Origin of the sequence: Streptomyces sp. W1SF4, assembly GCF_003950035.1 — a bacterium.
GTDB classification, from domain to species: domain Bacteria; phylum Actinomycetota; class Actinomycetes; order Streptomycetales; family Streptomycetaceae; genus Streptomyces; species Streptomyces racemochromogenes.
Map to the genome: position 1 here is coordinate 3660921 of NZ_CP034350.1, position 22725 is coordinate 3683645.

The window sequence follows — 22725 nt, forward strand, 5'->3', positions numbered from 1 at the left end:
ACCCGCGACGGCCCCGTCAGGCGTCCATGCCCGCCAGGACCAGCGGCAGGCGTGCGGCGCCGGCGGCCGTGACGACGACCGGGACGCCCCAGTCCTGCTGGTGGACGTGGCAGGCCGGGTACTCGTTGGCCGGGTCGTCGTCACAGGACGCGGCCATCGCCGAGACGTGCAGCACCCCTTCGGTGACGGCCGGGTTCAGCACCAGGTCCCGGAACAGGTCCGTGCCGGCCCCCTCGCCCTCCGCCAGCAGCTCCGGCGGGGTCGAGGAGACCAGCAGCCGGGTGGACGGCCCGTAGCGGGTGTCCAGCTTCTGGCCGGCCGGGGCCTGGAAGACCACGTCCAGGCGCAGCGTGCCGGGGGCCACCTCGGTGGCCGCCCGCTGGGTGCGGTGGGCGACCGCGTCCACGCGTACGGCCTCCTCCGGAAGGCGCAGCCGGGTCAGCCGGTGCCGGGCGGACTCCACCACCACGATGTCCTCGCCGGCCAGCACGGCGGCGCTGGGCTCGCGCAGGTCGGTGGCGAGGGTGGAGACCTGGCCGGTGGCCGGGTCGTAGCGCCGCAGGGCGTGGTTGTACGTGTCGCAGACCGCGACCGAGCCGTCCGGCAGCGCGGTCACCCCGAGCGGGTGCTGGAGCAGCGCCTGGGCGGCGTCGCCGTCCCGGTGCCCGAAGTCGAACAGGCCGGTCCCGACGGCGGAGCGGATCACGTAGCCGTCCTCGGCGGGCTCCACCCACCGCAGGGCGCTGGTCTCGGAGTCCGCGACCCAAAGCCGGTCCCCGGCGGCCGCGAGCCCCGACGGCTGCGCGAACCAGGCCTCGGCGGCCGGCCCGTCCACGAGCCCCTCGTTCGTCGTCCCGGCGGCGACGCCGACGGTGCCCGACTCCGGGTCCCAGGTCCACAGCTGGTGCACGCCGGCCATGGCGATCCACACCCGGCCCTGCCACCAGGCGACGTCCCACGGCGAGGACAGGTCCACCTCCAGCGCCGGCCCGGAGGTCGGGGACCCCTGCCACCACTGCCGCCCGGTCCCGGCGACGGTCTCGACGGCGCCCGTCCGCGGGTCGAGGACCCGCAGCGCGTGGTTGACGGTGTCGGCCACCACGACCCGCCCGTCGGGCAGCAGCGCCAGCCCCTGCGGCTCGCTGAAGGCGTCCGGCCCGAAGCCGCGCTCCCCGCTGCCGATCCGGCGTACGACGGTCTCCCCGTCGGCCTCCAGCTCCACCAGCTGGTGCCGCGTGGAATCGCTCACCAGCAGGTTCCCGGAGGGCAGCACGACCGCCTTCCCGGGGAAGCGCAGGTCGGTGGCGACGGGCTCGGGCGCCACGTAGGGCCCGTCGCCGCGCCGCAGCGTCCCCTTGGCCTCGTGCTCGGCCTCCAGCTCCTCGACCAGCCGCGCGATGGCGTGCGCGTGCCCCTCACCGGCGTGCTGCGCGACGACGTACCCCTCGGGGTCGATCACCACGAGCGTGGGCCAGGCCCGCACGGCGTACTGCTTCCACGTCGCGAGCTCGGGATCGTCGAGCACGGGGTGGTGCACCTCGTACCGCTCGACGGCGTCGACGACGGCGGCGTGCTCGGCCTCGTGGACGAACTTCGGCGAATGCACGCCGATGATCACCACGGTGTCCCGGTGCTTCTCCTCCAGCTCCCGCAGCTCGTCGAGGACGTGCAGGCAGTTGATGCAGCAGAAGGTCCAAAAATCGAGAATGACCACGCGACCGCGCAGGTCAGCGAGGGTGAGCTCTTTCCCACCGGTGTTCAGCCAGCCCCCCTTGCCGATCAGCTCGGGGGCACGGACACGGGCACGGCGGCGGGGCGCAGGCGCGGGGGTGGGCGCCGGGGCAGCATCGTTCATCCTTCAAGCTTGCCATCCGGTTGTGAACACCGGATCACGCGTCCGTTGTCTCAGGCCCCGCCGGTGAAGGCGCGCAGCGAGTGGGTCAGGGCGTTCACGAAGGATGTGCGGGTGGGTTCCGGGAGGAGGGTCAGGGAGAGGTACGGGTTGAGGTCCTCCAGTTCGACCAGGAGGAGCTCGCCCGAGGGGGCGCGGCAGGCGTCCACGCGCTGGATGCCGTGGTCGAGGGTGTTCCAGTCGACGAAGCGGCGGGCGAAGGCCAGGTCCTTGGCGGTCGGCTCGTACGGGGTGAGCTCCCAGCGGCGGGCCGGGTCCGGGGCGTGCAGGGCGTACTGGAAGGCGTCGTCGACGAAGTAGAAGGACACCTCGTACGCGAAGTCGATCCGCGGCTGGATCAGGATCTCCCCCGCCGGGCCCGACGGGGTGGCGGTGAAGGTGAGGCCGATGGAGTCGGCGCCCTGCTTGGGCTTGACCGCGTACGTGCCGGCGGGCGGCAGCAGGTGCAGGTCGGCCGGGTCGTCCACGGTGGGGATCACCGGGTAGCCGGCGGCGGTGAGGTCGAGGAGGTACTGCTTGCCGGCCATGTCGGCGCGGCCGGTGAGCGGGTTGTAGACGGGGGTCCCGGCGGCGAGGGCGGCGGCGCGGAACTCGTCGTACGCCTGCTGGTATCCCAGGACCGGGCCGCTGTTGCGGACGACGACGGCGTCGAAGCCCGGCATGAGGGCCCGCGCGTCCAGCGGGTGGCACAGGGCCAGGTCGAAGTGCTCGCGCAGGCGGGCGGTGAGGAATATGTCCTCGTCGCAGTAGCGGCGGCCGCGCGCCGGGTAGGCGAGGTCGCTCACGTAGAGGAGGCGGGTGCGGGGCTTCGTGGGCATGGGGCCACGCTATCCCGGGCAACGATCACGGTATGAAATACCTCGTTCGGGACAAAGTGCTGGCCATCGGGGACGACTACTGGATCGAGGACGAGGACGGCCGGCACGCCTTCCTCGTCGACGGGAAGGCGCTCCGCTTCCGCGACACCCTCGAACTGGAGGACCCCGAGGGGCGGGTCCTGCTGACGCTGCGGGAGAAGCTCTTCACCCTGCGGGACGCGATGACCCTGGAGCGGGACGGGGTCCGGCTCGCGGTGATCCGGCGCAAGCGGCTCTCCCTGCTGCGCAACCACTTCCGCGTGACCATGGCCGAGGGCACCGAACTCGACGTCAGCGGGCGGATCCTGGAACGCGAGTTCAAGGTCGAGTACGAGGGCGAGCTGCTCGCGCTGGTCTCCCGCCAGTGGTACCGGATCCGCGAGACGTACGCCGTCGACGTGGTCCGCGAGGACGCGGACGCGGCGCTGCTGGTGGCACTCGCCGTCTGCGTGATCAGAATGGCCGAAAAGGAACGGGAGGACGGGGAGGACGGGGAGGGCGGGGGCCCCGGCGGGTGAGGACGGAGCCCCCGGACGGCTACGGACGGCCCAGGGTGCGGTCCTTGAGGGCCGGGAACTGCTCGCGGGTCTCGGCGACCTTCGCGGGATCCAGGTCCACCGTCAGGACGGCCTCGCCGGGGCCCGCCTCCGCGAGGACCTCGCCCCACGGGTCCACCACCAGGCTGTGCCCGGCCTGTTCGACGCCCGCGTGCGTGCCGGCCGTCGCGCAGGCCAGTACGTACGACTGGTCCTCCACCGCCCGCGCCCGGTTCAGCAGCGTCCAGTGCTCGCGCCGCCGGGCCGGCCAGCCCGCGGAGACGACCATGGTGGTGGCGCCGGCGTCGACGAGTCCGCGGAACAGCTCGGGGAAGCGCAGGTCGTAGCAGGTGGCGAGGCCGAGGGTCTGCTCCGGCAGGACCACCGTGGTCAGGGAGTCGCCGGCGGACATCAGCACCGCCTCGCCCTGGTCGAAGCCGAAGCGGTGGATCTTGCGGTAGGTCGCGGCGAGCTCCCCGGACGGGGACAGCACGAGGGCGGTGTTGTAGAGGGAGCCGTCGCCGGCGCGCTCCACGACCGAGCCCGCGTGCAGCCAGACCCCGGCGTCGGAGGCCGCCTTGGACATGATCTCGAAGGTCGGGCCGTCCAGCGGTTCGGCCTCCGTCTCGAACTGCTCGTAGGCGAAGGCGCCCACCGTCCACAGTTCGGGCAGCACGACCAGATCGGAGCCGCTCTGCTCCCTGACGAGTTCGGCGGCACGCTGCCGCCGGGAAGCCACCGACTCCCCGTCGTTCACGGCGATTTGGATCAGAGAGGCGCGCACACTACCACCGTCCTGGCATGTCAGCCGGTCAACTCAAGGCCTACGATCGTCACACGAAAGCGCTGTCGGGGTGCTCATCGGCAGCGTAGTTTTGGGAATAGTCCACAACGCGCCACTGAACAGCCAGCGAGGGGTCCCGTTGACCGTCCATCCCACCCTTGAGCCCTATGCCGACGCGTGGACCCACTCCATCGAGGCGATAACCGAGCTGGTCCTCCCCCTCCCGGAGGCCCAGTGGAACCTGCCGACCCCCTGCCCCGGCTGGTCAGTGCGCGACATCGTCTCCCACCTCATCGGCCTCGAGCTGGAACAGCTCGGCGACCCGCGGCCGATCCACACCCTCCCGCGGGACCTGCGGCACGTGGTGGACGAGTTCACCCGCTACATGGAGGTGCCGGTTGACGTCCGGCGCCACCACACCGCCCCCGAGATGACCTCCGAGCTGGAGTACACCGTCATCCGCCGCCAGCGTCAGCTCCGCAACGAGAAGCGGGATCCGGCCACCACGATGGTGCGCGGGCCGCAGGGCAACCAGATCACGCTGGAGTTCGCGCTGCGGCTGCGCGCCTTCGACACCTGGATCCACGAGCAGGACCTGCGGGCGGCCCTGGGCGTTCCGGGGAACTGGGACTCGCCGGGCGCGTTCGTGGCGCGGGACATGCTCCTCGGCGGGCTGCCGAAGGTGGTGGCGAAGGGCGCGGGCGCCCCGCCGAACACGGCCGTGGTCATCGACGTGCACGGACCGGTGGAGTTCCTGCGCACGGTACGGGTGGACGCGGCGGGCCGGGCCACCCTCGACAAGACGCCCTCGCTGGGCCCGGACGTGTCGCTGGCCATGGACTGGGAGACGTACGTACGGCTGGCCGCGGGCCGGGTCCGGCCGCGCACGGTCGCCGACCGGGTCAAGGTGGAGGGCGACGCCGAGCTGGCCGCCGCCATCCTCGGCGCGTTCGCCGTGACGCCGTAGCGCCGCCGGCCCGGGGCCGGCCGACGCACCGGCCGACCGGCCGCCCGGCCGGTCAGCGGGGCGCGGGACGTGCGGCCTGCCGGGGGCCGCTCCCGGCGGCCGCGGTGGCGGGGAGCGCCTCGCGTTCGCGGGCCAGGGCGCGGGGCGCCAGCCGCAGGACCTGGGTCAGGCCCAGCAGTTCCACCACGAACACCGACGAGAAGGCGGTCCGGTAGTCGTCCCCGGTGGCGTCGAGCAGGACGCCGACCGCCAGCAGGGTGGTCATGGAGGCGAGGAAGCCGCCCATGTTGGTGATGCCGGACGCGGTGCCCTGCCGTTCGGCCGGGTTCGCGGGCCGGGCGAAGTCGAAGCCGATCATCGAGGCGGGCCCGCAGGTGCCGAGCACCACGCACAGCGTGACCAGCAGCCACATCGGGGCCCGCCCGCCCGGGTACGCCAGGACGGAGGCCCACAGCAGCGCGGTGACGCCGACCGTGCCCAGCGCGAGCGGCAGCCGGGCGCCCGGGCGGCGGCCGATGAGCTGCCCGTAGACCAGGCCGAAGCCCATGTTCGCGGCGACCACCAGGGTGAGCAGCCCGCCCGCGGTGGTCCGCGGCAGCCCCTGCGCCTCGACCAGGAACGGCATGCCCCACAGCAGCAGGAAGACCATCGCGGGGAACTGGGTGGTGAAGTGCACCCACAGGCCGAGCCGGGTGCCGGGCTCGTGCCAGGAGTCCCGGATCTGACGGCGTACGAAGCCCCCCGCGCCCCGCGGCACGGGTGGCGGCTCGTGCCCCTCGGGGTGGTCGCGCAGGAACAGCACGAGCGGGACGAGGACGATCAGCCCCGCGACCGCGCTGCCCGCGAAGGCCGGCACCCAGCCCAGGCCGTGCAGGACGGGCGCCAGCACCAGGGTGGAGACCAGGTTGCCCGCCATCCCCACGAGCCCGGCCAGCTGCGCCATCAGCGGTCCGCGCCGGGCGGGGAACCAGCGGGTGCCGAGCCGGAGCACGGATATGAAGGTCATCGCGTCGCCGCAGCCCAGCAGGGCGCGGGCGGCCAGCGCCATGCCGTACGAGGGGGAGAGGGCGAAGCCGACCTGCCCGGCGGTGAAGAGGACGGCGCCCAGCGTGAGCACCTTCTTGGTGCCGAGCCGGTCGACCATCAGGCCGACGGGGACCTGCATGCCGGCGTAGACCAGCAGCTGGAGCAGGGAGAAGACGGACAGGGCGGAGGCGTTGACGTGGAAGCGGTCCGCCGCCTCCAGGCCGGCGACGCCCAGGCTGGTGCGGAAGATGACGGCGACGAAGTAGACGGCGACGCCGATGCACCAGACGGCGACGGCTCCCCGTCCGCCGGGCGGCTCGGCGTTCACCGGACCTCACCGCCGCCCCGCACCAGGGCGCCGACCCGGCCCACGTGGCCGCGTACGGCGGCGGCGGCCGCCTCCGCGTCCCCGGCGCGCAGGGCGTCCAGGATCTCGGCGTGCTCGTCGAGGGTGCGCTCCACCCGGTCGGGGTGGGCGTGCAGCAGGGCCGCGCCCATCCGCAGCTGCCGGTCGCGGAGCTGGTCGTAGAGCCGGCTGAGGATCTGGTTCCCGGCGTGGCGGACGATCTCGGCGTGGAAGCACCGGTCGGCGGTGGTCATCGCGGCGAGGTCGCCCCGGTCCGCGTACAGCCGCAGTTCCGCCAGCAGCTCCGCGAGCCGCTCCAGCAGGGCGGGCGGGGCCGGTACGGCCCTGCGTACGGTGAACTCCTCGACCAGCAGCCGGGTTTCGACCACGTCGGCGATCTCCTGGGCGGAGACCGGCAGCACCAGCGCGCCCTTCTTCGGGTAGAGCCGCAGCAGGCCCTCGGTCTCCAGCCGCAGGAGGGCCTCGCGGACGGGGGTGCGGGAGACCCCGACGTCCCCGGCGAGCTCGCCCTCGGTGAGCAGGGTCCCGCCCTCGTAGCGGCGGTCCAGTACGCCCTGCTTGACGTGGTGGTAGACGCGTTCGGCGGCGGTGGCGGCGCGGGTGGCCGGGGGAGTGGCTGGCGGCATGCGCACAGGATAGATACATGAAGGGTGCACCGATCAGGCCGTCCGCGATGTGGACGCCGGGGGCCGGGACTGCATCGAAGGATGTAGTCCGCGTTCCTCCACCGGCAGGAAGAAGCCGGCGGTGCGCCCCGGGACGCTGGAGTCATGGCCGACACCCTCGTCACACCCCGGGCGGACACGACCGCGTCCCGGCTTCCCCTGCTCGACGTCCTGCGCGGCGCCGCCATCCTCGGCACGCTCATGACCAACGTCTGGATCTTCGCCTCGCCCGGCTCCGAGTGGAGCGTCCTGCAGGGCGGCCTGAGCCTGCCGGACCCGGTCGCCGACCCGTCCGCCGCGACCATCGCCGAGACGGCCTTCCGCTTCCTGGCCGACGGCAAGTTCCTCTCGCTGCTGACGATCCTGTTCGGCGTGGGCCTGGCCATCCAGTACGACTCCGCCGCCCGCCGGGGCGATCCCTGGCCCGGCCGCTACCCGCGGCGGGCCGCGTTCCTCTTCCTGGAGGGGACCGTCCACTTCGTCCTGGTCTTCGCCTGGGACGTGCTCATGGGGTACGCCGTCACCGCGCTGCTGGTGGCCTGGCTGCTGGCCCGCTCCGAGCGGGTGCGGCGGGTCGCGATGTGGGTCGCGGCCGGCGTCCACCTGACCCTGGTCGGCCTGGTGACCCTCGGCGACGCCGTCACCCCCGACTCCCCCAAGACGGTCGACCCCGAGGCCGTACGGCTCTACGCGGACGGCGGCTGGGCCGAGCAGATCGGCTTCCGGCTCGACAACGCCCTGGCCCTGCGCATCGAGCCGGTCTTCACCTTCGGGCTGCTGGTGTTCCTCTTCCTCCTCGGCGTCCGCCTCCACCGCGCCGGCGCCTTCGGCCCGACCGCCGCCGGGCGCAGGATCCGCGTCCAAATGGCCGGCTGGGGGCTGGGCCTGGGACTGCCCCTGGGCATCGCCGCCGAGCTGGGCGGCCCCGACTTCTTCGTCCTGGGCCGGTACGGCATCGCCCCGCTCGTCGCCGTCGGCTACATCGGCCTCATCGGGTGGGCCCTCGACCGGTTCGCCGTCCCCGGCGCGGCGGCGCTCGGCTCCGTCGGGCGCACCGCCCTGTCCTGCTACGTCGGCCAGAACCTGCTGTGCGTACTGCTCTGCTACGGCTTCGGGCTCGGGCTGGCCGCCCGGTTCGAGGGCAGCGGGCCGTGGTGGGTGATGGGCCTGTGGGCGGCGGTGGGCCTGGCCCTGGCCGCCGGGTCCCGGCTGTGGCTGCGGTACTTCGAACGGGGCCCGCTGGAGGCCTTCCAGCACTGGGCGCTCAAGCCCCGCCGGTGACCTCCACGTCCAGGACGAACTCGTCGTACGGGGCCTCCTCGGGGTAGGGCGGCCGGACCTGCGCGAAGCGGATCCGGGCCCGCCCGCCGGGGCGGCGGCCGCGCACCACGTACGTCCGGGCCAGCGGCGCGCCGGGCTCCGCCCGCGGGGGAGCGGAGCCCGGCGCCTCCGCCACGGCGACGGCGTCGGTGTCCCCGCTGACCTGCCAGGTCCACACGTACCCGCGCGCCCCGCGCCCGGTGAGCCGCAGCTCGTACGACTCCCCGGCGCGCAGCGCGATCCCGCGCACCTCCACCGGCCGCCTCCCTCGTGGTCCGCGCCCGGTTCACGCCGGGCCGATCACCGCCCCCTCGTGCCAGCCCGCGCCGTCGCGCCAGTAGTGCTGGAGCAGCCGGTCGGTGCGCAGGACGAGGACTTCCAGGTTGAACCCGAAACTGCCCTGGAGCATCCCGGTGACGGCGACCGCGTCGTGCCCGAAGACCGCGCCGCGGGCCCAGGGCGCACCGGCCGCGTTCCCCCGCCACCAGTGCTCGATCCGGCCGTCGGCGACCGCCACGCACAGCTCGTAGTTCCCGGCGGTGTCCTCGTCGGCGGCCCCGTACTGGCCCTCGATCAGGCAGGGTGCGGAGCTGGCGCGGCCGCCGAAGACCTCCCCGGCCCGCCAGACGAAGCCGTTCGGGTCGTCGCGCCACCACAGCTGCATCCGGCCGTCGGTGCGGGCCGCGACCAGGTCGAGGGTGCGGGAGCGGGTCTGGACGAGGGCGGGGCCGTAGTGGGCGATGCCGGAGGCGAAGCGGCCGCCGTCGTTCCAGGTCCAGGGGGCGCCGTTGATCCGCCACCAGTGGTTGAGGCGGCCGTCGGCGGTGCGGACGACCACCTCGAAGTTGCCGGGCTTGCCGTAGTCGCTCTGGATGAAGGCCGGGGTCGAGCCGACGGCCGCGTCGCCCGGGCCGAAGGCGCCGCCGTCGCGCCAGACGCCGAAGGCCTGCTCGTAGTACCAGTGCCGCAGCCGGCCGCCCGTGGTGACGTGCAGGGACTCCATGTTCCGGTTGTAGGTGGTGCCGGTGAACGCGGGCTGGCCCGAGGCGTCGGAGGCGTAGGTCCGGCCCCGGGCCCAGGCGAAGGGGGCGTCCCCCTCGCGCCACCAGTGCTGGAGCCTGCCGCCGCCGGCGGTCGCCGCCATCTCGAAGTTGCGGTGGGCGCGGCCGTTGCCGCTCTCGTAGGTGCTGCCCGCGTGCAGGCGGCGCTTGCTCCAGGGGTCGGGGTTGGTGCCGCGCAGCCCGCACTTGGCCCAGTAGTCGATGTTGACCTCGCCGTAGGCGATGCGGCCGTAGCCGCCGACGTGGTAGCCGGGCCCCCAGGAGTTCTTGAACAGCCAGCAGCCGGCCGCGTCGTCGTAGCCGACGACCAGCACGCAGTGCCCGCCGGCCAGCCGGTCGCTGGTGCGGTGGTACACCCCCGCCCCCAGCCCGAAGAAGTCGTCGTAGACGTCGAAGCAGGCGGTCAGCGGCCCGACCGTGTCCAGCCACACCTTCTGCTGCTCGACGTCGCCGAGGCGTACGTAGTCGCCGATGCGGACGGTCCGGCCCGAGCGGTCCCAGCTGGGCGTGTACTCGGCGCGCCAGGCGTCGCGCCGCTCGGCCGGCAGGCCGGGGGGCGGGGTGCTGTAGGGCCAGCAGTCGGGGTCGGCGAGGCCGCCGTTGTCCTTGATCCAGTCGAGGGCCGTCTCCGGGTTGCTCCCCTGCCCGCAGGTGGACTTCAGCCCGTCGTGGACGTCGCCCTCGGAGCGTTCGGCCCATACGTCGTGCTCGATGCGGGCCATCGACTCGACGAGCCCGGCCGCGCCGAAGGCCCAGCAGGAACCGCAGGGGTTCTGGTCCTTGACCTTCGTCAGCCAGGGCCAGCCCCAGCGGCTGCGCCAGTCGACGGCCGCGGGCCGCCCCGGGGCCGTGCCGCTCCCGGCCAGCAGGCCGTTGGCGGCGCGCCGCCGGGTCAGGTGCGGGTTGCCGCTCGCCCGCCCCACGAGCGCCCGCAGGTCCACGGAGCCCGCCTCGGCGGCGGGCGTCAGGTTCACCCCCGGCTCCAGCCCGAGGGCGGGCCTCGGCACCGGCTCCTCGTCCGCCAGGTGCTCGCTGACGCTCCAGCGCGCCCCGCACTCCACGAGCTGCGCCCGCAGCTCCCCCACCGTCTGGACAGACTCCTCCGGCATCCCCGGCCCCCCAGCTGCAACCCTCGGTCGTGAGCCCGGGGAGCGTCTCCCCGGGCTCGCCGCCCGTCAAGGGAGCCCGCACGGTCGCGCGGTGGCACGGGGGGTCGTACGTCTCCGGCTCCCGCGGGGGCCCGGGCGCCGCTGCGCGGGGCCGTCCCCTACCCGCCCTTCAACCGTTCTCGCCTCAATCGCCGGCGGGGCTGAACAGACCGGGGCTCTGCCCCGGACCCCGATACCGGACGCTCCGCGCCCGGTGCGCTCAGCACATCTCAGCCCCGCCGGCGTTTGAGGCGCGGGGGTCTGGGGGCGGAGCCCCCAGGGGGTCCGGGGCGCAGCCCCGGAGAACGGGCGAAGGGCGGGGCGGGGAGCAGCCCCGCGCAGCGGCACCCGCGCCAACCGGCCCCGGCGGCGGCACCGGCAGCCGAACCGCGCAACCGCCCGGCCAGGGCAACGGCAACGGCAACGGCAACGGCAACGGCCCTACCGCGTCATCGACTGCCCCCCGATCCCGGCGGCACCCCCCAACTGCCCCCGCCACCACGCCTCGGCCTCGGCGCCGCTCATCCGCCCCCACTGCGGGGTCCGTTCCACCTGCGCCCGCCCCAGCCGCCGCGCCAGCGCGACCAGTTCCCGCCCGGCCGCGCCCCTGGCCGCCTGGTAGTCCCGCAGCAGTTCCTCCCACGTGGCCGCCCCGGCCCACGCGGCCCCGAAGGCGGTGGCGTCCTGGAGCGCCTTCGCGGCGCCGCTCGTGTTGTGCGGGCGGACCACGGTGGCGGCGTCACCGGCGAGGAGGAGCCGGCCGGCGGTGGTGCTCGCGGTCTCCAGGTCGTAGATGGGCTGTACGAAGGTGTCCGCCGGCGCGGTGAGGCCCAGCGCCCGGCCCCAGTACGGCGGGAACTCCCGCTCCAGCAACGCCCGCAGGTGTTCCAGCAGTTCGGGGGTCAGCGCGCCCGGCGGGAAGCTCGTGGGGTCGTCGAAGCGCAGCCGCCCGTCCGGCGGGGGCGGCGCGTACAGCACCCAGTTGACACGCGGCCCGTCCGGCCCGGGGATCCGGTAGATCACGCAGCTCCCGCCGGGGAAGCACACGGTGGTCACGGCCTCGGGGTACGCGTCGGCCCCCTCCAGCAGCCCCGCGTCGAAGTTCCCCCGCCAGCACACGTACCCGGCGTAGTGCGGCCGCGCCCCCGGCGCCACCGCCTCCCGCACCACCGACCGGTACCCGTCCGCGCCGACCGCCAGGTCGTACCGCTCGACGGAGCCGTCCCCGAGCCGCACCTCGGCCCCGCCCCCGTCCCCGGCGACCCCGGCGACGGCCACGCCCTGCCGGTACACGACCTCCTGCGGCATGGCCTCGCGCAGCCCGCGCCACAGCAGCCCCCAGTGGTAGGAGTGGAACGGGAAGGGCTGCTCCCAGATCATCCGCCCGCCCGGCCCGGCCCCGCCGTCCCGCACCACCCACCGCCGGCGCAGCAGCCGGTGCGCGGGGATCCCGCCCGGCAGCGCCCCGGCGGCGGCCAGTTCGGCGGCGCGCTCGTCGTGCACGCACAGCCCGACCCCGCGGTCCGCGAGCCGCCCGCGCGTGCGCTCCAGTACGACCACCCCGTCGGCCCCGGCCCGCACCGCGGCGGAGGCGAACGCGCACCCCGCGATGCTCCCGCCGACCACCGCTACCGTTCCGCCGCGCATAACCGCCCCCTGCCGAAGCCGAGTTGCCCTGGGACGCCCACCGTACTGGGCGGCACCGCCCGCGGGCGGGCGTTAGCGACGCGTGAGCCGAACGTCAGCGGCGCCGACCAGCATGAAGCCGGTCACCGCAGGTCAACCGGCCTCCGCGGCGGCACTCCGATCGATTCCTCGATCCCCACAGGGAGCAGCAGATGAAGATGATCAAGGCGCTGGTGAAGAAGTTCAAGAAGGACGAGGAGCTCGCCCAGCACGCGTGGGTCCTGCACGTCATCTGACCCACCCCGGTCGGCGCGGGACGCGGCATCCCCCTGTCGCGTCCCGCGCTCCGGCGCCCCACGTCCTTCACCCCGGAGGCAGGAGCCCCATGCCCGAAACGGCCCCGAAGGCGGCCGGCGGCCACCGCGTCGTCTACGCCCCGCGCATCCAGGACCTGCTGGCCAGGAAGGAACCGGTCTTCCGGATCGACGCGTCCACGGTCGGCGTCTGCGATCCCGCCCTGATGGCCGAGGTCGTCGCGGCCCGCCCCGTCCTGTCGGCGGAACGGTCCGTCTACAAGCCCGCCGCGGGCGCCGACATCCCGCACGACAGCGCGACGCGGACGATCCGCGCCCTGGGCCAGGACGTCACGGCCGCCATCGCCGCCCCGCCGCCGCCCGCGCGCGGGCTGTCGGGCGCCTGGCCGTACGCGGCCACCTCCTACCTGCGCCGGTGGCTGTTCGCCTCCGACCCGCTGCCGGTGTCCCTGCTGTCCAAGCGCGGCGTCACCGGCTCCGACGCCCTCTCCCGGCTCGTTGACCGCGCCGTCACCCTCTGGCCGGCCTCCGGCGCCGGAGACACGGCCGGCGCACTGGCCGGGCAGATCCGCGACGCGTCCGGCACCCTCGAACGGAAGCAGGCCGTCGCCCTGTACCGGCGGGCGAGCGCCACCCTCTGCGACGGCGTGGCCGCCCTGGCCGGCAACGCCCTGTGGCTCATGGGACCGGCCCGGGAGCAGCGGGCGGCCCGCCCCGGCCTGACGCCGTTCCTGTGGGAGACGCTGCGGCTGCTGCCGCCCGCCTGGATGCTGTGGCGCAAGGGCGGGGACGCGTACGCCGCCCTGCACCCGGAGATCCGGCCCGAGGACGACGTCGCGCTGTTCCCGCTGCTGATGCACCGCCACCCCGACTTCTGGACCGACCCGCTGGAGTTCCAGCCGGAGCGGTGGGCGGGCGTCGCGGACCCGGAGAAGACGCCCGCGTTCATGCCGTTCGGCTTCGACGGCGCCCGCTGCTGGGCCAAGCACCTGGTCGTCCCGCTGGCCGAACGCCTGCTGGAGGTCGCCTTCGAGAACCGGATCACCCTGCGCACAGAGGACGGGCGGACACACGTCCCGCTGCGCTCGCTGCTCTCCGTCCGCTTCGACGCGGAGACCGGGGCATGAGCGCCGGCACCGACGGGGGACACCTCATGAGATCGTCCGTACTGGCCGCCTGGGTCGGCGACGTCGCGGACTTCGCCGGGCGCCGCTGGCAGCGCGAGCCGGCCGTCTTCACCCCGCCGTCGTCCGCCGCGCCGTTCGACCTCGACGAGCTGGACGCCGCCTTCGACTCGGGCCTGCTGCGCACCCCGTACCTGGAGATGGTCCGCTCCAACAAGGTCGTCGTACCGCCCGACGCCTACACCGCCTCCCGCGTCGTCAACGGCATCACGTACTCCGGCTTCGCCGACCGCGCCAGGGTCGTCGCCCAGCTGCGCGCCGGGGCGACGCTGCTGCTGCGCTGCGTCGACCAGTGGCACCGGCCGACGGGCGAGCTGGTGGCGCGGCTGTCCGAGGAGCTCGACCGGCGCGTGGAGGCGTTCTTCTTCGTCACGCCCGTCGGCGGTCAGGGACTCGCGGTGCACCGCGACGACGCCGACGTGTTCGTCCTCCAGGTCGCGGGCAGCAAGACCTGGTACGTCCACGACGCGCCGACGGTGGCGGACTGGCGGCCGGGCGAGCTCCCGGACGACGAGCACTCCCCGCGCCTCCTGCACACCGTCCTCGAACCCGGCGGCGTGCTCTACGTCCCGCGCGGCTTCGCGCACCGCGCGGTGGGCGCCGCCGGGCTGTCCGCGCACCTGTCGCTGACCATCCGCGACATCTGCCTCCAGGACCTGCGGACCGCCCTGGAGAAGCTGCTCACCGAGGGCCTGGACCTGCCGGCCCGCCCGCTGGGCGAGCCCGCCCTCGCCGACGCCTGCGCCGCGCTGCTCCGCCAGGTCCGCACGGCGTCCGCCACCGTGACCCCGGACGACCTGCGGCTCGCGGCCCGGGCCGCCCGCGCCCGGCAGCCCGCCGAGCCCGCGCCGCCGCTCGCGGAGACGGCCCGGACCTGGGACGCCGCCGCCCGGACCGGCGGCCTGACCTCCGTCGGCCGCACCTGGCGCCGCCTGCGCGGCGCCGCCCGCACCGCCGGCCCCTGACCGCCCGCCGGGCGGGCCCGGGACCCCGGGCCTACGCTGAGGTTCCTCGGGGTCCCGGGTTCCCTGGACGGCAGGAGGCCGCGCCATGACGCCGACCGCCCGTATCCGGCTGCGCCGGGCCTGCGTGGCCCTGGCCGCCGCCGGAGCACTCCTCGCGCCGGCCACCGCCGGCCCCGCGTACGGGACGGCCGGGCCGTCACCGTCGCCGTCCCAGGACTTCCCTGAGCTGACCCCGGCCGTCGCCGCGAAGCTGGACAAGGCCGTCCAGGACACCCTGCGCGAGGCGAAGGTCCCGGGGGTGATCGTGGGGCTGTGGGCGCCGGGCAAGGGCAGCTACGTGAGGACGTTCGGGGTGGCCGACAAGGAGACCGGCGCCCGGATGCGGACGGACTTCTACACCCGCATCGGCAGCCAGACCAAGACCTTCACCGTCACCGCCCTGCTCCGCCTCGTCGACCAGGGCAAGGTGGGCCTGGACGACCCCATCGGCCGGTACGTCTCCGGCGTCCCGAACGGCGACCGCATCACCCTGCGCGAGCTGGCCGGCATGCGCAGCGGCCTGTTCAACTACAGCGAGGACGACGCCTTCGAGAAGGCGCTCACCACGGACGGCACCCGCCCCTTCACCCCGCAGCAGCTCCTCGGCTACTCGTTCAAGCACCCGGTGAACTTCGCGCCGAACGCCAAGTTCGAGTACTCCAACACCAACCTGATCCTGCTGGGCCTGGTCATCGAGAAGGTCACCGGGCAGCCCCTCCAGCAGGTCCTGAAACAGCAGGTCATCGACCCGGCGGGGCTGCACCACACCCTCTTCCCCACCAACGCGGCCTTCCCCTCCCCGCACGCCCAGGGCTACACCGACCAGTCGGCGTCGGGCGAGATCGTGAACTCGACGGACTGGAACCCCTCCTGGGCCTGGGCGGCCGGCGCGATGATCTCGGACCTGGAGGACCTGCGCAGCTGGGCGAAGACCCTGGCGACGGGCACCCTGCTGAAGCCCGCGACCCAGGCGGAACGCCTGAAGACCACCCCGGTCGGCATCCCCGGCGCCGGCTACGGCCTGGGCCTGTTCGACGTCCAGGGCTGGATCGGCCACAACGGCTCGCTGCCGGGCTACGAGAGCCTCGGCGTGTACCTGCCGGAGGAGCGGGCGACGCTGGTGGTCATCCTGAACACGGACGTCCTGCACGACGGCCAGGAACCCAGCACGCTCTTCGGCGAGGCCATCACGGAGATCGTCACCCCGGACCACGTCTACCCGGGCCACAAGCCGACGTCGCCGAAGCACGGCTGAGGTCCGGGGGGAGGGAGGGAGGGGGGTGGGTTCACGGACCGCCTCCAGAGTCCCGGGCCACGGCCGGGGACTTTTGTGCCCACCCCCCTTGACCGCGGACCTCTAGGGTTCTCTGACCGGCCTCTATCCCAACGCGCACGCTAACAGGGGCCACTGACAACGCCCTGCGCGTTCGCGCGGGGGCTCAGGCCGCCAGGGCCGCTCGGACCTGGGCCAGGCTCGGATTGGTCATGACCGACTCCTCCCCGGAGGCGGAGACGACGCGGACCGTGGGGACGGTCTCGTTGCCGTCGTTGACGCTGCGGACGAACGCCGCCGCGTCCGCGTCCCGCCAGATGTTCACGGGCCGGTACGGGGTGCCGGTCAGGCGGAGCTGGGTCCAGAGCTTCATGCAGAAGACGCAGCCGGGCCGCCAGTAGACGGTTATGCCGCTGTTCAACGCGACCCCGCGAAGGCCGCCCAGGCGGTGGGGGTGACGCGGATGAGGGGGCCGTCCGTGTGCTTGCTGTCGCGGACCGCGACCGTGCCGGGCACGTTCGTGGCGACCTCGACGCAGTCGGTGTCGTTCGTGCTGTTGCTGTAGCTGGACTTCACGAACCGGTACTCGCTCATCCCTGCATTCCCTTACTGATGGCCTCGATCAGGTGGACTGAGTCCCGCGGGGCAAGGCTCATGCGCGCCACGCGGTCGAACGCCCGGGCGTACACCTCGGTTGCTTCCGCGCCCTCCGTCCACACAGTAGCGCCGAGGCTCTCCGAGTAGCCCACGTCGACCGCCCCGGGTTCTCCGAAGGACAGGAGGTTGAACGCACTCGGCACACTGCGGATCGCACCCGCCCGGAAGGGCAGCACCTGCACGTGGACGTTGGGGCGGCCGGCCACGTCGACGAGGTGGTTGAGCTGTCCGCTCATGACGTCGCGGCCACCGATCTCCTGGCGCAGCGCCGCCTCCCAGATGACGGCGTGGAACTCCAGTGGCCGGTCGCCCCAAAGCCGGCCCTGCCGCTTGATCCGGGTGGTGACCATCTCCTCGATCTGGTCCGGGTGCGTCCACGAGTCGGAGCTGACGCCCAGGGAACGTACGTAGTCGGGGGTTTGCAGCAGCCCGGGGATCAGGGCCAGTTGCCAGGTCCGGATGTGCGTGGCGACGTCCTCCATCGCGACGTATTCGGAGAAGTTCCTCACCGTCGGGACGTGTTGCCACCATCCCTTGGCCTTGCGGCGCTCTCGGTCCAGCCGCGCCAGGTCGAGCAGGCCGTTCACGACGTCCGCGTCGGTCACACCGTAGAACTCGCACAGCACCCGGAGGTCGGGATCCCGCATCGGGACCCAACCGCTCTCCATCTTGGTGACTTTGGTCGTCGTGGCGCTGATCGCCTGCGCCGCCTGCTGCTGGGTCTTGCCGGCCGCCGTGCGGAACTTGTACAGCTCGCCGCCCAGCCGACGGCCCAGCACGGTCGACACGCGGTTGCCCTGGTCTGCTCGCCTTCCACCGTTCACCGCGACAGTTTCGCGCCCTCGCGGTGGGCAAGTCGACACCTCTCACCCACACGGGGAACATTTTCCCCGAGCCACTTGCCTCCGGAGTCACGACACCCCTACGGTCGGTGACGAACTGCTCACCGCACAGGCAGAGTTGGCGGAAGCGCACCGGTATGCCCGCACTGCGGGCGCCGGCAGGCCACCGCCCGACCAGGAGGCGCGATGTCCACCCTCACCCGCTACGGCGTCCGCAACTACCCGCCCCGCCAGGACTCCGTGCCCGCCGCCCGGCGGTGGGCCGCGTGGCTGGCCGTGGCGTGGGGGGAGCCCCGGGTGGCCTCGGACGTGGCGCTGCTGACCAGCGAGCTCGTCACGAACGCGCTGCTGCACGGGGCGGTCCGGGACCGGTACATCCGGGTCGAGGTGCAGCTCGACGGAGCAGTGCTCCGCATCGCGGTCACCGATCCGAAGGGCGAGCGGTGGCCCGAGCCGCGAACGGTGGCAGACGAGGACCAGTACGGGCGCGGCCTCGCGATCGTGCAGGCCCTCGCCCTGCGGTGGGGGACGTCACAGCGCGTGGTCGGCAAGACCGTGTGGGCCGAGTGCGCGCTCCCGGGGCCCGTATAGGGTCCCCCGTATGGATGGCTGGACGGCGCCGAGTGCGATCGAGAGGGAGCTGTACGAGGCGAAGCGGCGCGGGGACTGGCCGGGCTACCTCGACGCCCTGGCGCGTGCCGAGCTGTTCCTGCCCCAGGCCCGCGCCGACGTCGACGCCGACCCCCGCGCGGCCCGCTTCCACCCCGGCCCCGCCGGCCTCGCCGTCTTCACCCGGGGCGTGCTTCCGGCCCCCCGCCCGGACACCGTGTTCCTGCGCCAGAGCCTCGCCTGGTTCGCGAACGCCTGGGACGACCGGGACCCCGCCCACCTCGCCGTGAACCCCGGCACGCCCGCCGAGGCGTACCTCACCACCACCCCCGCCGACCGCGCCCGCTGGCGCGCGCACTGGGACGCCGCGCCCTCCTGGGGCCTGACCCCCGGCACGCTGCACACCCTCCACACCGGCGGGCCGCTGCACGGTCCCGTCGCGCACGGGCTGGCCGTCGGGGCGCACCTGTCCGTGTCCAACGGGGAGTTCTGGAACTCCCTCGCCCACCACGGCAACGGCTACACCCACGAACGCGACCGGCTGCGCAGGTCCTGGGGCGTCACGGACACCGCCGGCTGGTTCGACGTGCTCCAGCGGATGCTGGACGCCGAGATCGTCAGCCCGGTCTGGGAGTACGCGCTGCGCGTGCGCCGGCTGCTGGCCGGCGACTTCGCCGGGCCCGTCGACGTCGAGCACTGGCGCGACGCCGCCGAGGCGAGCCTGCGGCACGGCGCCATGAAGGCCGCCGAGCCGCAGCTCACCCCCGACGGGGTGACCGTCGCCGCGCCGCGCCCCGTCGCGGAGGTCGAGGGGGAGATCGCCGGGGTGCGGCGGCTCATCGGCCGGATGGCCCGCTACGAGCAGCGCTTCCGCGCCGACGGGCTGCTCCCCGAGGACGGCTGGGTGCGCTCGGTGCACGCCTGGGACCTCGGCCGGGCCTCCCAGATGGCCCGCTGGGGGGTCGCCGCCCGCTACGGGACGCTGGAGGACGCCGAGCGGGCCGTCCTCCGCGCGGGCGCGGCGGCCCGGGAGGCGTACCGCTCGTGGGAGGAGTTCTCCGCCGGGTACTCGCTGGGGCGCTGCCTGCACTTCGACGAGGAGGAGTTCGGGCGCTGGTACGGGTCCTCGCTGGCCACCCACCTGACCCTCACCACCGATCCGGCCGGCCCCTACCGGAACATCCCCTGGCAGTGACGGCGGGCGACTTCGGGTAGTCCGGCCCCGCCCCGGAAAATCCCCGGGGGACCGCGCCCGCGCCAACTACCGTCGCCCGTATGACTATCGCGCTGAACGACGCCGTGCGGCGGCTGCTCGACTCCCCCCACCCGGCGGTCCTCTCCACCCTCAACCCCGACGGCAGCCCGCAGAGTTCCGTGGTCTGGGTGTCGCGGGACGGCGACGAGCTGCTCGTCTCCACCGAGCGCGGCCGCCGCAAGGAGCGGAACATCGCCCGCGACGAGCGGGTCGGCCTCACCGTCTTCGACCTCGCCGACCCCTACGTCTACGCGGAGATCCGCGGCACCGCCACCCTCACCGAGGACACCGGCCGGGCCGTCGCCGTCCGCATCGCCGAGGAGTACCTCGGGCCGGGCGCCGGCAAGGAGTACGGGGACGCCGCCGACGGGGCGGTGCGCGTGGTCGTGCGCATCACCCCGTCCAAGGTGCTCGGCAACGCCGCGAAGGCCGACGCCGGGTCCTAGGCCCGCCGTCCCGGCAGCCGCAGTGCCGGGATCACGGACAGGGCCAGCAGCACCGCCGCGGCTCCGTAGGCGAGGCGGAAGCCGGCGGGGCCGACGCCCGTGCCGCCGAGGAGGACGGACAGCAGTGCCGTGCCGACCGAGGCCCACAGCTGGGAGTTGATGCTCAGGGCGGTGCTCGCCGCGGCCATGCGCTCGCCGGGCAGGTCACGGCTCGCGGTGGTCATCGTCGGCATCAGTACGATCCCGGCGCCGACGCCCATGACCAGGCCCGCGGCGACCACCTGCCAGACCGGTACCCCCTCGGTGCCGGTCAGCAGGGCGGATGCCGCCATGCCGAGGGCGCCCACGACCGCCCCGGCCGGGATCAGCCTGCGCGGGGAGACCTTGTCGACGCGCCGGGAGGCGATCTGCATGGTCACCCCGACGGCCAGCCCGACGGGGGCGACGAGGAGGCCGGCCGCGCTCGCGCTCAGGCCGCGCCCCTGCTGGAAGTACATCGGGCCCAGGAGCATCGACCCGAAGTAGCCGCAGGTGAAGAAGGCGAGGGTGGCGATGCCGGCGGCGAAGGTGCGGTCGCGCAGCAGCCGCAGGTCCAGCAGCGGTTCGCGCACCCTGAGGGCGCGCCGTACGAAGGCGGCGGCGAGGGCCGCTCCGGCCAGCGTGGGCAGCAGCGCGCCGGGGGCGGTGAAGTCGCCGCCCTCGCCGCCCCGGGACAGGCCGAACAGCAGCAGGGCCAGGCCCGGGGAGAGCATCAGCAGCCCGGGGACGTCCAGCCGGGGCGCCGACGCCGGGTCGGCGGGGGCGTCGGGTGCGAGGAGCTTCGCCGCGAGCACCAGGGCGGCCGCACCGACGGGGAGGTTGACCAGGAAGATCCACTGCCAGGAGGCGGAGTCGACGAGCCATCCGCCGAGCATCGGGCCGGCGACGGGGCCGACCAGGATGGGCAGGCCCAGCAGGGCCATGGCCCGGCCCATCCGGGCCCGGTCGGCGTTGCGCATCACCATGGTCATGCCGACCGGCATCAGCAGCCCCCCGCCCAGCCCCTGGACGGCGCGGAAGGCGATCAGGCTGCTCGCGTTCCAGGCGCAGGCGGCGAGCAGCGAGCCCAGGGTGAACAGGACGAGGGCGGTCAGGTAGGCGCGCTTGGCCCCGATCCGGCCCATGGCCCAGGCCGCGGCCGGGATCACGGCGGCGAGCGCGAGGGTGTAGGCGGTGGCGGTCCACTGGATGGTCTCCAGCGGGGCGTGGAAGGCCTCGGAGAGCCGGCCGAGGGCCACGTTGACGATCGTCATGTCGAGGACGGCCATCACCGAGCCGGTGATGACGACGGCGAGCGTCCTCGTTAACGCCCCGGGGCCGGCGGGTGCCGCCCCGGCGGGTGCCGCGGAGGCGGAGGCGGGTGCGGTGCTCACGGCGTCCGGCTCCTCAGCCCTCGTAGGGGCGGGTCGTGCGCGCGGTCCGCAGCGCCCGTCCCCACCAGTCCAGCTGGCCGAGCATGTTCTTGGCGGCGCTCTCGGTGACGGCCCCGTCGCGCGGGGCGCCGTCCTGGCCGAGTCCGGACCAGGGGCCGTGCAGGCTGACGGTGTCGCGTACGGTCACGGCGTGCAGCTCGGCGAAGACCAGCCGGAGCTGCTCCACGGCGCGCAGGCCGCCGCCGACGCCCCCGTACGAGACGAAGCCGACGGGCTTGGCCTGCCACTGCGGCCGGTGCCAGTCGATGAGGTTCTTCAGCACGGCCGGGAAGCTGTGGTTGTACTCGGGGGTGACGAAGACGAACGCGTCGGCGGCGGCCAGTCGCGGGCTGACGTCGGCGAGCGCGGCGGCGGCCGCAGGGTCCGGGGAGCCGCCCCAGTCGGGCATGGTCAGCGGCAGCGGGACGTCGGCGAGGTCGATCACGTCGAACTCCAGGCCGCTGTGGTGGGCGGCCGCGGCGCTCAGGAACCAGTCGGTGACGGCCGGCCCCCGGCGGCCCTCGCGGACGCTCCCGATGACGACGGCCACGCGCACCGGCTCGTCCAGGACTGCTTCGCTGACGGACATGATGATCCCCCTTGGAGTGCGGGCCGGCCGCCCTGTGCGGCCTCCGCTCCGGTAAACTACAACGGTCGTTGTAAAAACTGCAACGCTCGTTGTAAAAAATTGAGGAGGCCGGCGTGGACGGCAGCAACGGCACCCGGGCGTCGGACGCCCGCGCAGCAGAGGTACAGCCCGGAATCCCGCCGCGGAAGCTGGCCAAGCGGATCGCCATGGCGAAAGCGGCCTGCGCGGTATTCGGCCGCGAGGGGTACGCGCGCGCCTCCGTAGACGCGCTCGCGGAGGCCGCCGACGTCTCCACCCGGACGCTCTACAACCACTTCCCGGGCGGCAAGGCGGAGCTCTTCGCCACCGTCGTCACCTGGACCTCGGGCGAGGTGCGCGACGCCCACGTCGCCACGGTGCGCGCCCTGTTCGACCCCGAACGCCCGCCCCACCCGGACAACCTGGAACGTGATCTGGCGGCCCTCGCCCGCGCGCTGGTCCGCGTGATGTTCGAGCACTCCGACCACTTCGCGCTGGTCCGGCACATCCACGCCGAGGTCAACCACGTGCCCGCCGAGGTACTGGAGGCGTGGAAGGAGGCCGGGCCGCGCCCCGTCGCCCGCGCCCTCGCCGAGGCCATGGAGGGCCTCGCCGCCGCCGGGCTCCTCGACGTGCACGGGGACGCGGAACTGGCGGGCACCCACTTCACCGCCCTGACCGCGCACCAGATCGTGCAGCAGTCCCACTACGGCCTCCTGCCCCTGCCCGAGGAGGAGACCGAACGGCTCCTGAACGGCGGGGTGGCCGCGTTCGCGCGCGCCTACCGGGCCGGACGAGGGGCCGGATGACGACC

23 protein-coding genes are annotated in these 22725 nt (G+C 74.1%); 10 read left to right on the top strand and 13 right to left on the bottom strand.

Annotated features, from left to right (window positions below; all coding sequences use genetic code 11):
- Nucleotides 1–16: 16 nt before the first annotated feature.
- The gene (locus D1J60_RS17040) at nt 17–1855 is read right to left on the bottom strand and encodes an NHL domain-containing thioredoxin family protein (RefSeq protein ID WP_125821674.1); all 1839 of its coding nucleotides are present in this window, start codon (nt 1853–1855) and stop codon (nt 17–19) included.
- Nucleotides 1856–1905: 50 nt separating this feature from the next.
- Nucleotides 1906–2730 (bottom strand): hypothetical protein, encoded by an 825-nt coding sequence (locus D1J60_RS17045; protein ID WP_125821675.1) that lies wholly within the window; start codon nt 2728–2730, stop codon nt 1906–1908.
- A 32-nt stretch (nt 2731–2762) separates the two neighbouring features.
- Here D1J60_RS17045 and D1J60_RS17050 point away from each other — a divergent pair, with 32 nt between their 5' ends.
- A complete protein-coding gene (locus D1J60_RS17050) occupies nt 2763–3287 on the top strand; it encodes an LURP-one-related family protein (protein ID WP_125821676.1) in 525 nt (174 codons plus the stop codon).
- A 19-nt stretch (nt 3288–3306) separates the two neighbouring features.
- Here D1J60_RS17050 and D1J60_RS17055 read toward each other — a convergent pair whose 3' ends face one another.
- Nucleotides 3307–4089 (bottom strand): carbon-nitrogen family hydrolase, encoded by a 783-nt coding sequence (locus D1J60_RS17055; RefSeq protein WP_125821677.1) that lies wholly within the window; start codon nt 4087–4089, stop codon nt 3307–3309.
- Nucleotides 4090–4228: 139 nt separating this feature from the next.
- Between D1J60_RS17055 and D1J60_RS17060 the strand changes: the two genes are divergently transcribed.
- Nucleotides 4229–5056, top strand: coding sequence for a maleylpyruvate isomerase family mycothiol-dependent enzyme (locus tag D1J60_RS17060; RefSeq protein WP_125821678.1), 828 nt, complete (start codon nt 4229–4231; stop codon nt 5054–5056).
- Nucleotides 5057–5108: 52 nt separating this feature from the next.
- On the opposite strand, the gene D1J60_RS17065 is transcribed toward D1J60_RS17060, so the two are convergent.
- Both D1J60_RS17065 and D1J60_RS17070 read right to left on the bottom strand, forming a co-directional pair.
- Nucleotides 5109–6410: an MFS transporter gene (locus tag D1J60_RS17065; protein ID WP_125821679.1), complete on the bottom strand. Its 1302-nt coding sequence runs from the start codon at nt 6408–6410 to the stop codon at nt 5109–5111.
- A complete protein-coding gene (locus D1J60_RS17070) occupies nt 6407–7075 on the bottom strand; it encodes a GntR family transcriptional regulator (RefSeq protein ID WP_125821680.1) in 669 nt (222 codons plus the stop codon). Before D1J60_RS17070 ends, D1J60_RS17065 begins: the two co-directional genes overlap by 4 nt.
- A gap of 144 nt (nt 7076–7219) precedes the next feature.
- Between D1J60_RS17070 and D1J60_RS17075 the strand changes: the two genes are divergently transcribed.
- Nucleotides 7220–8395, top strand: a complete 1176-nt coding sequence (locus tag D1J60_RS17075) for a DUF418 domain-containing protein (protein ID WP_125821681.1) — start codon at nt 7220–7222, stop codon at nt 8393–8395.
- On the opposite strand, the gene D1J60_RS17080 is transcribed toward D1J60_RS17075, so the two are convergent.
- From D1J60_RS17080 to D1J60_RS17090, 3 genes are all read right to left on the bottom strand, one after another.
- On the bottom strand, nt 8379–8690 hold the full coding sequence (locus D1J60_RS17080) for a protease inhibitor I42 family protein (RefSeq protein WP_125595463.1): 312 nt from the start codon (nt 8688–8690) through the stop codon (nt 8379–8381). The genes D1J60_RS17075 and D1J60_RS17080 overlap by 17 nt on opposite strands.
- A gap of 30 nt (nt 8691–8720) precedes the next feature.
- Nucleotides 8721–10604 carry a C1 family peptidase gene (locus D1J60_RS17085; protein WP_125821682.1) on the bottom strand — a complete coding sequence of 628 codons (1884 nt, stop codon included), beginning with the start codon at nt 10602–10604 and terminating at the stop codon, nt 8721–8723.
- A gap of 480 nt (nt 10605–11084) precedes the next feature.
- Nucleotides 11085–12290: an FAD-dependent monooxygenase gene (locus tag D1J60_RS17090; protein WP_125821683.1), complete on the bottom strand. Its 1206-nt coding sequence runs from the start codon at nt 12288–12290 to the stop codon at nt 11085–11087.
- A gap of 364 nt (nt 12291–12654) precedes the next feature.
- Here D1J60_RS17090 and D1J60_RS17095 point away from each other — a divergent pair, with 364 nt between their 5' ends.
- The 3 genes from D1J60_RS17095 (at nt 12655) to D1J60_RS17105 (ending at nt 16026) form a co-directional block, all read left to right on the top strand.
- Complete coding sequence (locus tag D1J60_RS17095; RefSeq protein ID WP_164720914.1) at nt 12655–13710, top strand: cytochrome P450; 1056 nt, start codon at nt 12655–12657, stop codon at nt 13708–13710.
- Nucleotides 13707–14732 carry a cupin domain-containing protein gene (locus tag D1J60_RS17100; protein ID WP_125821685.1) on the top strand — a complete coding sequence of 342 codons (1026 nt, stop codon included), beginning with the start codon at nt 13707–13709 and terminating at the stop codon, nt 14730–14732. The genes D1J60_RS17095 and D1J60_RS17100 overlap by 4 nt, the downstream gene beginning before the upstream one ends.
- An 85-nt stretch (nt 14733–14817) precedes the next feature.
- Nucleotides 14818–16026: a serine hydrolase domain-containing protein gene (locus D1J60_RS17105; RefSeq protein WP_125821686.1), complete on the top strand. Its 1209-nt coding sequence runs from the start codon at nt 14818–14820 to the stop codon at nt 16024–16026.
- 184 nt (nt 16027–16210) lie between these two features.
- Here D1J60_RS17105 and D1J60_RS17110 read toward each other — a convergent pair whose 3' ends face one another.
- From D1J60_RS17110 to D1J60_RS17120, 3 genes are read right to left on the bottom strand one after another with little or no spacing between them, the layout of a single operon-like run.
- Nucleotides 16211–16465, bottom strand: coding sequence for a mycoredoxin (locus D1J60_RS17110; RefSeq protein WP_125821687.1), 255 nt, complete (start codon nt 16463–16465; stop codon nt 16211–16213).
- Nucleotides 16462–16638 carry a DUF397 domain-containing protein gene (locus D1J60_RS17115; protein ID WP_125596588.1) on the bottom strand — a complete coding sequence of 59 codons (177 nt, stop codon included), beginning with the start codon at nt 16636–16638 and terminating at the stop codon, nt 16462–16464. The genes D1J60_RS17110 and D1J60_RS17115 overlap by 4 nt, the downstream gene beginning before the upstream one ends.
- Nucleotides 16635–17489: a DUF5753 domain-containing protein gene (locus D1J60_RS17120; RefSeq protein WP_185899442.1), complete on the bottom strand. Its 855-nt coding sequence runs from the start codon at nt 17487–17489 to the stop codon at nt 16635–16637. The genes D1J60_RS17115 and D1J60_RS17120 overlap by 4 nt, the downstream gene beginning before the upstream one ends.
- A gap of 240 nt (nt 17490–17729) precedes the next feature.
- Between D1J60_RS17120 and D1J60_RS17125 the strand changes: the two genes are divergently transcribed.
- From D1J60_RS17125 to D1J60_RS17135, 3 genes are all read left to right on the top strand, one after another.
- Nucleotides 17730–18134 carry an ATP-binding protein gene (locus tag D1J60_RS17125; protein ID WP_125596581.1) on the top strand — a complete coding sequence of 135 codons (405 nt, stop codon included), beginning with the start codon at nt 17730–17732 and terminating at the stop codon, nt 18132–18134.
- A gap of 10 nt (nt 18135–18144) precedes the next feature.
- Nucleotides 18145–19347, top strand: coding sequence for a DUF1266 domain-containing protein (locus D1J60_RS17130; RefSeq protein WP_125821688.1), 1203 nt, complete (start codon nt 18145–18147; stop codon nt 19345–19347).
- A gap of 80 nt (nt 19348–19427) precedes the next feature.
- Nucleotides 19428–19853: a PPOX class F420-dependent oxidoreductase gene (locus D1J60_RS17135; protein WP_164720915.1), complete on the top strand. Its 426-nt coding sequence runs from the start codon at nt 19428–19430 to the stop codon at nt 19851–19853.
- On the opposite strand, the gene D1J60_RS17140 is transcribed toward D1J60_RS17135, so the two are convergent.
- Together D1J60_RS17140 and D1J60_RS17145 are read right to left on the bottom strand one after the other, a co-directional pair.
- The gene (locus D1J60_RS17140) at nt 19850–21265 is read right to left on the bottom strand and encodes a DHA2 family efflux MFS transporter permease subunit (RefSeq protein ID WP_125821689.1); all 1416 of its coding nucleotides are present in this window, start codon (nt 21263–21265) and stop codon (nt 19850–19852) included. The genes D1J60_RS17135 and D1J60_RS17140 overlap by 4 nt on opposite strands.
- A 13-nt stretch (nt 21266–21278) precedes the next feature.
- Nucleotides 21279–21893, bottom strand: coding sequence for an NAD(P)H-dependent oxidoreductase (locus D1J60_RS17145; protein ID WP_125596570.1), 615 nt, complete (start codon nt 21891–21893; stop codon nt 21279–21281).
- A gap of 113 nt (nt 21894–22006) precedes the next feature.
- On the opposite strand from D1J60_RS17145, the gene D1J60_RS17150 reads away from it, so the two are divergent.
- Complete coding sequence (locus tag D1J60_RS17150) at nt 22007–22720, top strand: TetR/AcrR family transcriptional regulator (RefSeq protein ID WP_164720916.1); 714 nt, start codon at nt 22007–22009, stop codon at nt 22718–22720.
- Nucleotides 22721–22725: the final 5 nt, after the last annotated feature.

Bases quoted from the DNA above. Each gene is read 5' to 3' on its own strand.
- D1J60_RS17045 (WP_125821675.1), bottom strand. From the start codon at position 2,730: ATGCCCACGAAGCCCCGCACCCGCCTCCTCTACGTGAGCGACCTCGCC.
- D1J60_RS17130 (WP_125821688.1), top strand. From the start codon at position 18,145: ATGGATGGCTGGACGGCGCCGAGTGCGATCGAGAGGGAGCTGTACGAG.
- D1J60_RS17105 (WP_125821686.1), top strand. From the start codon at position 14,818: ATGACGCCGACCGCCCGTATCCGGCTGCGCCGGGCCTGCGTGGCCCTG.
- D1J60_RS17050 (WP_125821676.1), top strand. From the start codon at position 2,763: ATGAAATACCTCGTTCGGGACAAAGTGCTGGCCATCGGGGACGACTAC.
- D1J60_RS17125 (WP_125596581.1), top strand. From the start codon at position 17,730: ATGTCCACCCTCACCCGCTACGGCGTCCGCAACTACCCGCCCCGCCAG.
- D1J60_RS17145 (WP_125596570.1), bottom strand. From the start codon at position 21,893: ATGTCCGTCAGCGAAGCAGTCCTGGACGAGCCGGTGCGCGTGGCCGTC.
- D1J60_RS17135 (WP_164720915.1), top strand. From the start codon at position 19,428: ATGACTATCGCGCTGAACGACGCCGTGCGGCGGCTGCTCGACTCCCCC.
- D1J60_RS17115 (WP_125596588.1), bottom strand. From the start codon at position 16,638: ATGAGCGAGTACCGGTTCGTGAAGTCCAGCTACAGCAACAGCACGAAC.
- D1J60_RS17100 (WP_125821685.1), top strand. From the start codon at position 13,707: ATGAGCGCCGGCACCGACGGGGGACACCTCATGAGATCGTCCGTACTG.
- D1J60_RS17070 (WP_125821680.1), bottom strand. From the start codon at position 7,075: ATGCCGCCAGCCACTCCCCCGGCCACCCGCGCCGCCACCGCCGCCGAA.
- D1J60_RS17075 (WP_125821681.1), top strand. From the start codon at position 7,220: ATGGCCGACACCCTCGTCACACCCCGGGCGGACACGACCGCGTCCCGG.
- D1J60_RS17090 (WP_125821683.1), bottom strand. From the start codon at position 12,290: ATGCGCGGCGGAACGGTAGCGGTGGTCGGCGGGAGCATCGCGGGGTGC.
- D1J60_RS17040 (WP_125821674.1), bottom strand. From the start codon at position 1,855: ATGAACGATGCTGCCCCGGCGCCCACCCCCGCGCCTGCGCCCCGCCGC.
- D1J60_RS17085 (WP_125821682.1), bottom strand. From the start codon at position 10,604: ATGCCGGAGGAGTCTGTCCAGACGGTGGGGGAGCTGCGGGCGCAGCTC.
- D1J60_RS17095 (WP_164720914.1), top strand. From the start codon at position 12,655: ATGCCCGAAACGGCCCCGAAGGCGGCCGGCGGCCACCGCGTCGTCTAC.